This is a genomic window from Plastoroseomonas arctica, assembly GCF_018128965.1.
GTDB classification, from domain to species: Bacteria; Pseudomonadota; Alphaproteobacteria; order Acetobacterales; family Acetobacteraceae; genus Plastoroseomonas; species Plastoroseomonas arctica.
In genome coordinates, this window is sequence record NZ_JAAEDH010000004.1 from 59265 (window position 1) to 71631 (window position 12367).

13 protein-coding genes are annotated in these 12367 nt (G+C 68.4%); 9 read left to right on the plus strand and 4 right to left on the minus strand.

Features of this window, described 5'->3' with window-relative positions:
• The first annotated feature begins 43 nt into the window (after window positions 1-43).
• Both nudC and GXW79_RS05430 read left to right on the plus strand, forming a co-directional pair.
• Window positions 44-967, plus strand: coding sequence for an NAD(+) diphosphatase (nudC, locus tag GXW79_RS05425; protein ID WP_211873328.1), 924 nt, complete (start codon window positions 44-46; stop codon window positions 965-967).
• Window positions 964-1242, plus strand: a complete 279-nt coding sequence (locus tag GXW79_RS05430) for a phosphoribosylamine--glycine ligase (RefSeq protein WP_211873329.1) — start codon at window positions 964-966, stop codon at window positions 1240-1242. The genes nudC and GXW79_RS05430 overlap by 4 nt, the downstream gene beginning before the upstream one ends.
• A gap of 4 nt (window positions 1243-1246) precedes the next feature.
• Here the strand turns inward: GXW79_RS05430 and GXW79_RS05435 are convergent, their stop codons facing one another.
• The gene (locus GXW79_RS05435; RefSeq protein ID WP_211873330.1) at window positions 1247-2230 is read right to left on the minus strand and encodes a Bug family tripartite tricarboxylate transporter substrate binding protein; all 984 of its coding nucleotides are present in this window, start codon (window positions 2228-2230) and stop codon (window positions 1247-1249) included.
• 238 nt (window positions 2231-2468) lie between these two features.
• Between GXW79_RS05435 and GXW79_RS05440 the strand changes: the two genes are divergently transcribed.
• The gene (locus GXW79_RS05440) at window positions 2469-3839 is read left to right on the plus strand and encodes an acyclic terpene utilization AtuA family protein (RefSeq protein ID WP_211873331.1); all 1371 of its coding nucleotides are present in this window, start codon (window positions 2469-2471) and stop codon (window positions 3837-3839) included.
• Complete coding sequence (locus GXW79_RS05445) at window positions 3839-4156, plus strand: AtuA-related protein (protein ID WP_211873332.1); 318 nt, start codon at window positions 3839-3841, stop codon at window positions 4154-4156. The genes GXW79_RS05440 and GXW79_RS05445 overlap by 1 nt, the downstream gene beginning before the upstream one ends.
• Before the next feature lie 33 nt (window positions 4157-4189).
• On the opposite strand, the gene GXW79_RS05450 is transcribed toward GXW79_RS05445, so the two are convergent.
• Complete coding sequence (locus GXW79_RS05450) at window positions 4190-5131, minus strand: SMP-30/gluconolactonase/LRE family protein (protein WP_211873333.1); 942 nt, start codon at window positions 5129-5131, stop codon at window positions 4190-4192.
• 77 nt (window positions 5132-5208) lie between these two features.
• Between GXW79_RS05450 and GXW79_RS05455 the strand changes: the two genes are divergently transcribed.
• From GXW79_RS05455 to GXW79_RS05465, 3 genes are all read left to right on the plus strand, one after another.
• Entirely contained in the window at window positions 5209-6177 is a 969-nt protein-coding gene (locus GXW79_RS05455) for a Bug family tripartite tricarboxylate transporter substrate binding protein (protein WP_211873334.1), read from the plus strand.
• A 94-nt stretch (window positions 6178-6271) separates the two neighbouring features.
• On the plus strand, window positions 6272-6697 hold the full coding sequence (locus GXW79_RS05460) for an organic hydroperoxide resistance protein (RefSeq protein WP_211873335.1): 426 nt from the start codon (window positions 6272-6274) through the stop codon (window positions 6695-6697).
• Between the two features lie 91 nt (window positions 6698-6788).
• Window positions 6789-8153, plus strand: coding sequence for a hypothetical protein (locus tag GXW79_RS05465; RefSeq protein ID WP_211873336.1), 1365 nt, complete (start codon window positions 6789-6791; stop codon window positions 8151-8153).
• 4 nt (window positions 8154-8157) lie between these two features.
• Here the strand turns inward: GXW79_RS05465 and GXW79_RS05470 are convergent, their stop codons facing one another.
• Window positions 8158-9087, minus strand: coding sequence for a hypothetical protein (locus GXW79_RS05470; RefSeq protein WP_211873337.1), 930 nt, complete (start codon window positions 9085-9087; stop codon window positions 8158-8160).
• A gap of 378 nt (window positions 9088-9465) precedes the next feature.
• Between GXW79_RS05470 and GXW79_RS05475 the strand changes: the two genes are divergently transcribed.
• Entirely contained in the window at window positions 9466-9987 is a 522-nt protein-coding gene (locus GXW79_RS05475; RefSeq protein ID WP_211873338.1) for a glucosaminidase domain-containing protein, read from the plus strand.
• Between the two features lie 49 nt (window positions 9988-10036).
• Here the strand turns inward: GXW79_RS05475 and GXW79_RS05480 are convergent, their stop codons facing one another.
• Window positions 10037-10954 carry a TAXI family TRAP transporter solute-binding subunit gene (locus GXW79_RS05480; RefSeq protein ID WP_211873339.1) on the minus strand — a complete coding sequence of 306 codons (918 nt, stop codon included), beginning with the start codon at window positions 10952-10954 and terminating at the stop codon, window positions 10037-10039.
• Window positions 10955-11601: 647 nt separating this feature from the next.
• Here GXW79_RS05480 and GXW79_RS05485 point away from each other — a divergent pair.
• Window positions 11602-12282 carry a hypothetical protein gene (locus tag GXW79_RS05485; RefSeq protein WP_211873340.1) on the plus strand — a complete coding sequence of 227 codons (681 nt, stop codon included), beginning with the start codon at window positions 11602-11604 and terminating at the stop codon, window positions 12280-12282.
• Window positions 12283-12367: the final 85 nt, after the last annotated feature.

A 12367-nucleotide genomic window follows, 5' to 3' on the forward strand; every position in this document is an offset into this window, starting at 1 on the left:
TCGCATTGCCCGCTTTCGCCCCGCATGGCAGGGTCCGGCCCGCATGTTGTCCATCCCCGCCAGCCGCCCCAATGCCTATACCGGCAGCCCGATCGACCGCGCCTCGGCGCAGCGCGAGGATGCTGCCTTCATCGCCGCCGCGCTCGATGATCCGCAGACGCTGTTCGTCCCCGTCTGGCGGGCGCGCAGCCTGATGAAGGGGGTGGAGATGGGCAAGCCCGAAGCCATCCTCATCACCGGCGGCGCCGCCGCGCAGTTGCGCATGGCCGGCGGCCCCTGGGCCTTCCTGGGCCTGTGGGAGCAGCGCCCGGTCTTCGCGGTGGATTGTTCCCAGGCGGAGGATCCGCTGCCGCTACTGGCAGACGCGCTTGGCACCTTCACCGACCTTCGCGCTGTGGCCGGGCTGCTGCCGCCGGGCGAGGCCAGCGTCCTCGCACATGCGCGGGGCCTGATGCACTGGCGCACTAAGCACCGCTTTTGCGGCGTGTGCGGCGGCACCTGCGAACCGCGCCATGCCGGCAACGCCATGACCTGCACCTCCTGCGGCGCGCAGCATTTCCCGCGCACGGATCCGGCCGTGATCATGCTGGTCGTGCGCGGCGACAAATGCCTGCTCGGCCATTCGCAGCGTTTTCCGAATGTGACGATGTACTCGACGCTGGCCGGATTCCTCGAGCCTGGCGAGAGCCTGGAGGAAGCAGTGCGCCGCGAGGTCGCCGAGGAGGCGGGCATCACCGTCGGCGGCGTCTGGTACCATTCCTCGCAGCCATGGCCGTTCCCAGCGTCGATCATGCTCGGCTTCTACGGCGAGGGTCTGACCGAAGACATCACCATCGCCCCGGACGAGCTGCGCGATGCACGCTGGTTCTCCAAGGCCGAGCTGCGCGACCACCAGGCACTGGGCTTCAGCCTGCCGCGGGTGGATTCCATCGCGCGCCGGCTGATCGAGGATTGGCTCGCGGCATGAGGGCGCCTGTGATCGCCACGCTCGTGCTGCTCGCCGCCTGCGGCTCTCGGACGCCCGTGCCCGCGCCGGCGGAGCCGGACAGCCCCGACGCCAGCGCCTGCCGCGCGGAGTCGCGCGACAATCCCGAGCGAAGCCGTCTGATGGCGACGCGTTTCGACCAGAACGCGATCGAGGTCGACCGGCAAATCGAGGCCGCCAATCTCCGCGCCTATCGCGACTGTCTGCGCCGCCGCGGCGCAGTCGACAGCGGCGGGGTCGAGCGCGTCCGGCGCTGAACCCTCAAAGATCGACGCGGATATTGCCGCGTCGGATCACGTCCAGCCACTTGGCCTTCTCGCGTGCCAGGCGCGCATCGCCGTCCGTGGGCGTCGAGCCGACAAAGTCGAAGCCCAGCTCGGCGAAACGCTGGGCGATCTCAGGGGCGCGGGCGGCGCGCAGCACCGCCTCGTTCAGGCGCGCGACCGGGCCATCCGGTGTCGCCTTGGGGGCGACCAGCATGGCCCAGGTATAGACGTCATAGTCGCGCAAACGCGTGTCGCTCTCCGCCATGGTCGGCACATCGGGGAATTGCGTGATGCGCTCCTGCACCATCGTGGCCAAGGCGCGGATGGTCCCGGCGCGGATGAATCCGCTCGCGCCGGGAACGTCGGCGAACACCATGTCGACCTCGCCGGCGATGAGCGCGGTCAGCGCCGGTCCCGAGCCGCGATAGGCGATATGGGTGAGGTCCACGCCCATTGACAGCTTGTACAACTCGGCACCCAGGTGGAGCGGCGTGCCATTGCCGGCGGAGCCGTAGTTGAGCCGCGCGCCACGTTCCCGGCACATGCGGTGGAAGCTGGCGATGTCCGTCGCGGGGCTGTCGGCGCGGACCACAAGGATATAGGGCGAGGTCGAGACCAGGCTCACGCAGCGCAGCGCCTCGGAGGGATCGAAGGGCATCGGCTGCATGGTGAGTGGCGCGGTCAGGAACGAGATCGAGCCCATCAGCACGGTGTAGCCATCCGGCCGCGCCTGCACGACCGCGCGGGTGCCGATGGTCGAGCCAGCGCCGGCGCGGTTTTCGACCGTGACGCTCTGGCCGAGCGCCTCGCTCATCTTCGGGGCCACCAGGCGCGCGGCGATGTCGGGCGTGCCGCCGGGGGCGAAGGGCACGATCATGTTGACCGGCCGCTCTGGCCAAGTCGCCTGGGCACGGGCACGGCCGGCGAGCAGCAGGGCCGGCGCGGCAAATACGGCGCGACGCTGGATTGAGACGGTCATGCTCGGCGTGTTCCTCGGCTTTGCGGCGATGCTACCGCGTTCCAGAGCCGCCGTCAGCGGGTGTGCCGACACGGACTCCCACGGCATCCTGGGGTCGCCCGTGCCATTCGGCCGAGCCGCGCCGCATCGTGATTTCTCCGGTTCGCAACACGTTGCTGCGAAGCCGATGGGTCGGGCAAGCGCACGCTTGACGCAGCCTTGCCCGCGCGCAACATCGCCCGCCCTGGAGTAGAAGCGTATGTTCCTCGTCGGCAATGGCGCCGGTTTTTCCGGTGATCGCGTGGACGCTCCAATCCCGGTGGTGCGCAGCCTCATCCGCCGCGGCCTGCCCGCGGCCCTGTTCTTCGAGACGCTGGGCGAACGCACCGTGGCCCTCGCACAGCTCGAACGCCGCCGCGACCCGGAGCTGGGCTACGAACCCATGCTCGAACGCCTGCTCGAGCCGATACTGGCCGATTGCTTCCATCACGGCATCCCGATCCTGGGGAATTTCGGCGCCGCCAACCCGCCGGCCGCGGCGCGCTGCATCGCGGCCCTCGCGCGGCGCCTTGGCCTGCCGGAACTGCGCATCGCGACCGTCACCGGCGACGACGTGGCCGGTAGCATCGACCTCGCCACACTCGCGATCCACGAGGCGGATTCGAACCTGCGCGCCGACGACGCGAAGCTGGTCGCGGCAAACGCCTATATCGGCGCCGAGCCGCTGGTCGAGGCGCTGCGCGGCGGTGCGCATGTGGTGGTGGCGGGCCGGACGTCAGACCCGGCTCTCGCGATCGCGCCGCTGATCGCGCATTACGGCTGGGCCTTCGACGATTGGGAAAAGCTCGCGGTTGGCGCCGCAGCCGGGCACCTGCTCGAATGCGGCAGCCAGGTCTGCGGCGGCGTGTTCTGGGACCCCGGCCGCAAGGACATCCCCGACCCCGCCAATATCGGCTTCCCGATCGCCGAGGTCGGCCCTGACGGGTCGCTCACCATCACCAAGCCCGAGGATACCGGGGGCCTCGTCGACCTGCGCACGGTGAAGGAGCAGCTGCTGTACGAGCTGCACGATCCCGCCGCCTACATCACGCCCGATGTCGTGCTCGACATCACCGGCTGCACGCTGGAACAAACTGGGCAGGACCGCGTCGCGCTGCTCGGCCTCGCCGGCAAACCGGCACCGGAGATGCTGAAGGTCACCGCCTGCTTCGAAGGCAGCTGGCTTGGCGAGGGCGAGGTTTCCGTCGCCGGCCCCAATGCGCTGGCCCGCGCGCGCGCCACCGCCGATGTGCTGCTGCGGCGGATGGAAATGCGCGGGCTGCGCGTGCGCTCGCGCGTGGACCTGATCGGTGTCGCTTCGGTGCATGACAGCGACGATGGCGCGCTCTGGCGCGCCTATGTCGGGCCCGAGCCTGAGGAAATCCGCATCCGCCTCGCCGTCGAGGGCGAGCATCGCGACGATTGCGATCAGGCGGCGCGCGAGGTGCTTGCGCTGCTGTGCTGCGGCCCGGCGGGCACGGGCGGCGCGCGCTGGCGCGTCACACCGCGCATCCTCACGCGCAGCTACCTGGTGCCGCGCGCAATGGTGCCCACCACCGTCACCATCCGCACCGCGCGGGAGATGAACTGATGCTGGAAATCAAGCTCTACGAAATCGCGCATAGCCGCGCCGGCGACAAGGGCAACCGGTCCAACCTGTCGCTCATCCCCTATGACCCCGCACACTACGACCTGATCGGGGAGCAGGTAACGGAAGCACGCGTGCTCGCGTTGTTCGAGCACCGGGGGGCCACGTCCTGCAAACGCTACGACCTGCCGCTGCTGCATGCCTTCAACTTCATCGTCGATGACGCGCTGGAGGGTGGCGTGAATGGCAGCCTGAATCTTGATGGGCATGGGAAGACGGCGTCGTCGCGGTTGCTGAGCTTGACGGTGACGGTGCCTTGAAGCCTGGGGGAAATTCGTTTCCCCCAGGCTTTCTTATCCCCCCGCCACGCCCTGCGCATTCACATATACCGAGAAAAGCGATTGCGCCGCAGCCATGAACAGCCGGTTGCGGTGCCGCCCCCCGAAGCAAAGGTTTGCGCAGCGTTCCGGCAAATGAATGTGCCCGATTGGCGCGCCCGCCTTGTTGAAGATGCGCACGCCGTCGAATTCCGGCGTCATGCCCCAGCCGCACCAGAGATTGCCGTCGGTGTCGATGCGAAATCCGTCCGGCGTCTCGCCCGGCTGCGTCTTGATGAAGACACGGCCGTTGCTCAGCGTTGCGCCGTCCACATCATAGGCGAGGATGTTGCGCGGGTCGGAGCGGCTTTCGATGATGTAGAGGATGCTCTCGTCGGGGCTGAAGGCGAGGCCGTTGGGATGGTCCACGTCATCGGCCACGAGCGTCATCGCGCCGGTCGCGCCATCGATGCGATAGACGTTGGTGTGCGGCAGCTCGGGCTCGGTCTTCTCGCCCTCGTAGAAGCTGCGGATGCCGAAGGGCGGGTCGGTGAACCAGATCGATCCGTCGGACTTCACCACCACGTCGTTGGGGCTGTTCAGCCGCTTGCCCTGGAAGCTGTCGGCCAGCACCGTGATGGTGCCGTCATACTCGAAACGCACGACGCGCCGGCCACCATGTTCGCAGGCGATGAGCCGGCCCTGGCGGTCGCGCGTGTGGCCGTTTGCGTTGCCGGAGGGTTTGCGGAAGTGGGAGACGGCGCCGGTCTCCTCCTCCCATTTCAGGACGCGGTTGTTGGGAATGTCAGACCACAGCAGATAGCGACCGTCACCGAACCAGACCGGCCCCTCGCCCCAGCGGGATCCTGTCCAGAGGCGTTCCACGGAGGCGAGCATCACGCGGTACTGGTTGAAGGAGGGGTCGAGCGTCACGATCGAGGGATCGGGGTAGCGCGCGCTCATCTGCCATTCGGTCATCCCTGGTCCGCTCCGATTGTTGCGGGCAGAATGGCTCGCAACACCGCGCCGGAGCAAGGCGCCGCCGGAGCACGTCCATGATCCCTCGCCGAACCCTGCTGGCCAGCGCGGCCTTCGCGCCCTTCGCCGTGCACGCGCAAAGCGCCTGGGCGCCGGTGCGGCCGTTGCGCTTCGTCGTGCCCTTCGTCGCCGGCGGCAGCACCGATGTCGCGGCGCGCATCATCGCGGACCACATGAGCCAGGGTCTCGGCCAGCCGGTGATCGTGGAGAATCGTGGCGGATCGGGCGGCAATATCGGCGGCGACATCGTGGCCAAGGCGCCGCCCGACGGGCACACGCTGCTGATGGGCGTGACCGGGCTGCTCACCACCAACCAGCACATCTATCCCTCGATGAGCTTCGACGTGGCGCGCGACCTCGCCCCGGTTTCCATGGCCTACACCTCGGACATGGTAATCGTCGTCAACAACCGGCTGCCGGTGCGGACGCTGCGGGAGTTCGTGGAGCTCGCGAAGCAGCGGCCGGGGGCGATGTCGTTCGGCTCGTCCGGGCATGGCGCGTCGACGCATACGGCGGCGGAGCTGTTCAAGCTGCAGGCCGGCATCGATGTGGTGCATGTGCCTTATCGCGGATCGGGCGGGGCGATGAACGACCTCATTGCCGGCAATATCGAGATGATGCTGGTACAGATCGCCGCGACGATCGGCGCCATTCAGGGCACCCAGATCCGTGCACTCGCCGTCACCGGCCCGCAGCGCCACGCGCTGCTGCCAGAGGTGGAGACCGTGACCGAGGCCGGCTGGCCAGGCGCGACGGCGACGAGCTGGGGTTGCGTGATGGTGCCGGGCGTCACACCGGCTCCCGCCATCGCTCGGCTCAACCAGGCGGTGCGCGCCGCGATCGCAGATCCTGGGGTCCAGCAGCGCCTGGCCGGTGCCGGCGTGGATGGCGCGGCCTCTTCGCCGGAGGAGCTGGCGGCCTTCCTGGTCAGCGAGCGCGAGAAGTGGGGCCGGGTCGTGCGGGAAGCGCGCATCCGCGTGGAATAGGCTCGCGATGCTGTGAGGCGCGCGGCGCACCGAACCCTGTCGTTCGGGCGCTCGCGGCCCCATCTGCGGTCGGGACTTCATCAGGAGAGAGCTCATGACCGTTGACGTGAAATACACCACCCGCGCCACCGCCACTGGTGGCCGCGACGGCTCCGCCCGCACCGAGGATGGCAGCTTCGAGGTGAAGCTCGCCGTGCCGAAGGAGATGGGTGGCCCCGGCGGCCCAGGCGCCAACCCCGAGATGCTGTTCGCCAGCGGCTATTCCGCCTGCTTCCTCGGCGCGATGAAGGCCGTCTCGGCCAAGGGGCCGACCAAGGTACCGCATGACGCCACGGTGACCGCGACGGTCGGTATCGGCCCGCGCTCCGAAGGCGGCTTCGGCATCACCGCGGCACTCGAGATCAGCCTTCCCGGCGTCGATCACGATGCGGCAGAGGCGCTGGTCGCGCAGGCGCACCAGGTGTGCCCCTATTCGAACGCCACGCGCGGCAATGTGGATGTGAAGCTGACGGTGGTCTGAACGACCTCGACGCGGGCCGCCAATGCGCGGCCCGCGGTTGAGTCCTCCCGGTGCGCACCCCATAACCAGGGGATCATCAGGGATACACGCCATGCCGGCCGAGACGGACCAAGCGCAGGCGATCGACCGGGCCACGGCCCTCGCGCGCGAGATCGGTCCAGAGGTCGGCGCCATCCTCCTCACCCACTACGCCGATGCCGAGACGCTCGACACGTTGCGGCCCGGTGGGCTGGCGCTCGGGACCGTCGCTGCGGTCAACCGCGCTGTTGCAGAGACGATGGCCGAATACGGCGTCGAGGTCTTCGTCCAGCGCGCCGATCGCGCCGCCTTCCGCCGCTGGATGCAGGAGCGCGAGGACACCCCCGAGAACCGCCTCGCCTGGATCGCGCGCGACGGGCTCCTGCGCGGCACCGACGCGCGGGGCGTGCTCGGGCTGCCCCCGGCACCGCCGCCCAGGCGCGCAGCGTTGGGCAAGCCACCCGGCCCTGCCGCCGACCGCTTGGTGCGCGCCTTCGAGACCGAGGATGACGCGGCCTTCGACGCCCAGGCCGAGGTCATCCTCGCTGAGGGCCGCGAAGACATCCTGACGCTCGTCCTGCGCAAGACGGCATCGGAGATCGGCGACGACGCGGCCGAGGATATTTCCGACGCGATGCGCGCCGCCGGCGAGGGCGCACGGCTGGGTCCCTCCGGTTGGGCGGAGCTCGTGGCGCTGCCCGTGGCGCTGCCGCACGGCGCCCCGCCCGATGCCGGTGCCATCGGCGGCGCGCTGCTCGCCTCCGGGCTGGTCGAGGCGGAGGCGGAGATCCGCTTCGCGCCAGGCTGGCGCTCGCCCGAAGCCCTTGCCGCGCTGTCGCCGGTGGCGATGCGCCGCACCCTGCTCGACCTGCTGGACGGGCGTGAGCCGCGCGACCTGCCGCGCGGCGACACCGACGCGATGGCGCGCGAGGGGTTTGGCCTGCTGCTCGGCCTGCGCATCGACTGGGACATCCCGGTGTGGGAGGCGATCAGCGCCGCTGGTGGCCTGCCGCCCGAGCCCGATGAAGAGTCGGACGCCGAGGAGACGCCTGAGGAGGCGCGCCACGCCGCGCTGTTCGACAGCTGGCGCGCCGCGATCTTCGACGCCCATGATGGCTGCGTGCCGCTCGCTTTGGTGCCCCCCTCCGAGGTGGCCGAGGAGATCGCCGCTTTCCTCGAGGATGCCGGGGAGGAGACGGCCGCGCTGGACGAGATCCGCGAATTCGTCGCCATGGCGCGCGGCGAGGCGCCGGGCGAGGTCGTGGTCTGCCGCATCGAGATCATTGGCGATGACCTTGAGCTGTCGCTCTACACCGAGGCGGGGCGCTTCCTCGACAGCCTGACGCTGGAGGCGGCGCGGCTGCCGGCGCCGGCGGGCGACATGCCAAGGCTGATCGAGGCCTTCGTGCCGGTGGTGCGCGACACGCCGGGACGGTGACCGTTCAGGGCCGCCGCACCAGCCGCGCATAGACGGGCCGCAGCAGGAAGGGGCTGAGGAACAGCGGGAACTGGCAAAGCACGAAGAAAAGGATGATGCGCGGATCGGTCGCGGCCGGCAGCACGGCGATGAACAGCGCCATGTTGCGGTTGCCGACCAGCAGCCCAGCCGCGAGCGAGACCCGCTGCCCCGCCGGCGCGAATACCAGGGCGGTGGCGATGTTCGCGCCGAAATTGCCCGCAAATCCCAGGACCAGCGCGCCGAGCGTCCACAGCGGATCGGCCGCCGCGGCCGTCGGCACGCCCAGCATCACGCCCACGCCGTATAGCATCACCAGCCATACCGACGCGCCATCGACCGCCGGTCCAAGCGCGAGCAGCCGCGCACGGCCCAGGATGCGGCGCAGCGCGATGGAGAGCAGCAGCGGCAGGCCCACGACCAGCACCAGCCGCCCCATGAGCGCAGGCAGCGAAATCGCGAGGTCGATGCCCATCAGACCGAGCGCGAGCGGCGGAGCCGTGAAGGGCACCAGCAGCGTCGAGACCACGGCGACAACCAGGCTGATCTCGCCGCCCAGCCCGACCAGCCGCGCGAAGGCCGGCGAGGAGGTTGCGGCGCAGGCCGTGGCCATGATGACGAAGGCCGCGCCCAGCGCGCCGTCGAGCCCAGTGAGGCGGGCGATCCCTGCTGCCAGCAGGGGCGTCGCGACCAGCATCCACAGGCAGATCGCCGCGATCAGCGCAGGCCGGCGCAGATAGGCGAGCACCTGCGCAGGGTCGGTGCGCAGCAGCACGAGCGTCATCAGCCCTGCGACGGTGATGGTCACCACGTCGCGGAACAGCGCGGCCAGCGGCTGCACGGCGAGCCCGACAAAGATGCTGGCGGCAAGCAGCGCGCTGCCATGCCGGCCGGACCACGAGAGAAAGCGCAGCACCGCAGGCTAAAGGGTTAACGCGGCCAGGAACGCGCAATCCTGCTGACTCAGAAGGTGATCGTCCCCACCGAGCCGCTTGCCTGCATCCTTGCCAAAGAGCGTGGCGTGCCGCGCGAGAGTCGTCTTGTTCATCCCGTGGGTATAATCGAGCCTTGATCGGACGTCCCGACCCTGTTCCGACCGACCGGTGCCTGCCGCCGCACCGACCCTGCCGAGCGCGATCCAAGCGGCGCAATGTCACAGGCGTTTCCGTTGCTATCGCGATGGGAGACGCCCTAGGCTCGTTCGTGGCAGGCCTGATCGCGCCGGATCCGGGTCGCATCGGTCGCGCCGCGCCAGGACTAGCAAGACAAAGCAAAACGCGAAGGGAGCATCGCCGTGGCCGCAACTCCACTCGAACGCCTTGCCTTCATCGAACGCCTATGGGCGGAAGCGCCGGAGGTCATCGCCTCGATCGACGCGCCGGCCTCCGCGATCATCGCCATGGCCTGCCTCGAGACCGGCTTCGGCACCTCCGATCACTGGAAAAGCAACAACGTCCTGTTCGGCATCACCGCGCCCTACAAGGATGGCTGGGTGCTGCCGGGTTGCCAGGTGAAGGACAAGGAATGGGTCTACCTGCCGACCCAGGCGGTGAAGGATGGGCCGATCATCCAGGATCGCTTCTGCATCGCGCCGGACCTCGTGCATGCGATGGTGCTGTTCCGCAGCTTCCTCGCCAACCACCCGATCCTCAAATCGAAATCCGGCCAGGCGCGGCTTGCGGCGGCCCGCAACGATCCGCAGCAATTCGCCAAGGTGATGGCGGAAAGCTGCCTGTTCGGCGCCGGCAATGCAGTGGCATACCCGCGCGCGGTGATGCGCATCATCGAGCAGGAGAATCTGCGCCGCTTCGACTGAGCCGGGCGGCGTTGAAGGCAGGCCGCCGATGGCACCTGCGTGCGAGCCTTCAGCCGAGCAGAGCCTCGTCGCGCAGGAAGCGCCGCACTCCCGGATGGATCGCCTCAACCCTCGGTGCGGCGGCGATCATGTTCTGCGCGGTGCTCTCCGACGCCTGCGGCAGCCGTCGCGCTAGCTCGTTCACCCCGCGATGCAGCGCACGCGCCAGGCGATAGCCGGCATCCTCGTCCAGGCCAGGCCGCGCCAGCACGAAGCTCCAGACACCGACCGAGGCAATGGCTGCGTCCTGCCCGGCATAGCTGCGCGCAGGCAGGGCCATCTCGCGCAAGGCCGGGCTCGCCGCGACGATGCGCCCGCGTTCCCCGGCATCCGGCGCGATGAAGCGCAGCCCGGCCGGAGAGCCTGCGAGTGTGACGAACCCAGGCCAGCCCGCACCGCCACCCCAGAGTGCCGCAACGCGCCCGTCCAGCACCATGGCCGGCCCGTCGCCCGCGCGATCGAGCAGGACGCCTTCGAAATCGCGGTCCAGGTCGAGGCCGAGCCCCGTCATCACCTGCCGGGCCAGGACCAGGAAGTTCGACCCGCGCGCGCCCCACGCCACGCGCTTGCCGCGCAGATCGTCGATGCCGCGGGCGGGCGAGGACGGCAGCACGCCGAACAGCCCCGGCGTGGCGTACATGGCGGCGGCCACGGTGATGCCGGCGCCGCGCGCCAATGCCGCCGTCGCGGTCTCGCCCGCCGCCAGGCCGAGGTCGACCCGGCCTTCGGCGAGCAGCGTCACGTTCTCCAGGCTGCCGGCGGTGTTGCGCGGCGAGACGATGATGGTCGGATCAGTCGCGCCGATGGCCGCCGCGAAAGCCTCGCCATAGGCCGGAAAGCCACCGCCCGGCGTGGCCGTGGCGAGCGAGAGGTTGAGCACGCCCTGCGCACCGGCTGTCCCGCCGAGCATCGCGCCGGATCCGACCATCAATAATTCCCGGCGCCGAGCCATCATTGGACAACCCCATCAAGACGCGCATCGAACAATCTGCGTCGGCTGGCTGTGGGGGCAGACGGGCGCGAACCGGTCTCTGCGCGGTTGCCGCGGCACATTCCCTGATAGCTGGGAAAATACAGGGAAAACCGGGACGCGGCGCCAGGCGACCAGACGACTGTCCCGAGAATGCGGCGTCTAACAGGGCCTTCAGACGGTGGCTGCATCTGCGATTCTCCGCAGGCGGATCAGGGAATCTATGCAAGCATGTTAGGGAATTTTCCGTGCAGGTGTGGCGGTCGCAAGTCCGCTGTCCGCTGTCCGCAGCGATTAATCGGTTGCACGCGGCTTGGCGTCAGGTCAGGGCGGGCCTCAACGCCCGGCGGCTAGCTGCCAAGGCGTCCGAAGTCGTGAATTGCCGTCTAGCTCTAATGAAGGTCGGGTGGTGAAGGGATGGTGGTAACCACCGGCGGACGACGTCGACCCGATGCTGCTTACGACGGCCGAACAGCGGAGCAGCAATCTCTAAATTCTGGCCTTGCCCGCTCGCAGGGAAAACAGTCCATGAACCTGGTTGAGCGAGATAATGTAGGTCGCGTGGCTTACTAATAGGCCCGACTGAGCGTTAAGGATGAATTTTGATGCCCTTATATATTTTTGGCACGGGTGGTCATATTTACGAAGAGCCTTCTTTGTTTATTGCAGTAGTCGCTTGGCCAGAGTTGCTACTTCGAGACGACACAGCATTCGACCATCATCACGCATGCTTAGTCGCCTACATGCTGCGGGCGCAGGCCGACATTGAACCGACATGGGCCAGCCGGCCACACTTCCTCAAGCCATGTTACCTTTTTCCCAGTCGTATTGAGATTTTTCAGTCGATGACGAAAACGCTGGCTCGATTCGGTCAGGCGATGACCTGCGCGCTCATCGCGCGACCGTTCGTTGCTGCAAGGTTGTTCAGCGACCCCCCGCCGCTGCCACCAGGGCTGGAGCGAACGTCCCTTAACGCGGTCATGAACTACGTTCTTGGCACTCGAACCGACCAGCCAAACTTCGAGCAGAAGGTGTTCCGACGCCACAAGCCAGTTTTGCACCTCGCCCTCGCTTTGGATCAATGGCTCCTACGGCAGCGCACGCCGCTCGAGGTGATCTTCCTGGGCCATGGCCTTCCCTGGTTGGTCAACCAAGCACAACAACTGGAAGGTCCGGTTTCCACTTTGCAGCAGTTTCGGGTCGACCCTGCCGGGCAGATCCAGATTCGTTTGAGAGAACTGGTATCCACTGGCGTGCCCTCAGAGGATACCAGCAAGAAGGCCTAGGGGCGGCTAGCTCGTAGGCGTGATGCCAGTGCGATAGCGGGAGACACCCGCCAGCGCGCCGCAGCATCACGCAACCAGGAGCGCG

Bases quoted from the DNA above. Each gene is read 5' to 3' on its own strand.
- nudC (WP_211873328.1), top strand. From the start codon at position 44: ATGTTGTCCATCCCCGCCAGCCGCCCCAATGCCTATACCGGCAGCCCG.
- GXW79_RS05460 (WP_211873335.1), top strand. From the start codon at position 6,272: ATGACCGTTGACGTGAAATACACCACCCGCGCCACCGCCACTGGTGGC.
- GXW79_RS05440 (WP_211873331.1), top strand. From the start codon at position 2,469: ATGTTCCTCGTCGGCAATGGCGCCGGTTTTTCCGGTGATCGCGTGGAC.
- GXW79_RS05480 (WP_211873339.1), bottom strand. From the start codon at position 10,954: ATGGTCGGATCCGGCGCGATGCTCGGCGGGACAGCCGGTGCGCAGGGC.
- GXW79_RS05465 (WP_211873336.1), top strand. From the start codon at position 6,789: ATGCCGGCCGAGACGGACCAAGCGCAGGCGATCGACCGGGCCACGGCC.
- GXW79_RS05485 (WP_211873340.1), top strand. From the start codon at position 11,602: ATGCCCTTATATATTTTTGGCACGGGTGGTCATATTTACGAAGAGCCT.
- GXW79_RS05455 (WP_211873334.1), top strand. From the start codon at position 5,209: ATGATCCCTCGCCGAACCCTGCTGGCCAGCGCGGCCTTCGCGCCCTTC.
- GXW79_RS05435 (WP_211873330.1), bottom strand. From the start codon at position 2,230: ATGACCGTCTCAATCCAGCGTCGCGCCGTATTTGCCGCGCCGGCCCTG.
- GXW79_RS05450 (WP_211873333.1), bottom strand. From the start codon at position 5,131: ATGACCGAATGGCAGATGAGCGCGCGCTACCCCGATCCCTCGATCGTG.
- GXW79_RS05445 (WP_211873332.1), top strand. From the start codon at position 3,839: ATGCTGGAAATCAAGCTCTACGAAATCGCGCATAGCCGCGCCGGCGAC.
- GXW79_RS05430 (WP_211873329.1), top strand. From the start codon at position 964: ATGAGGGCGCCTGTGATCGCCACGCTCGTGCTGCTCGCCGCCTGCGGC.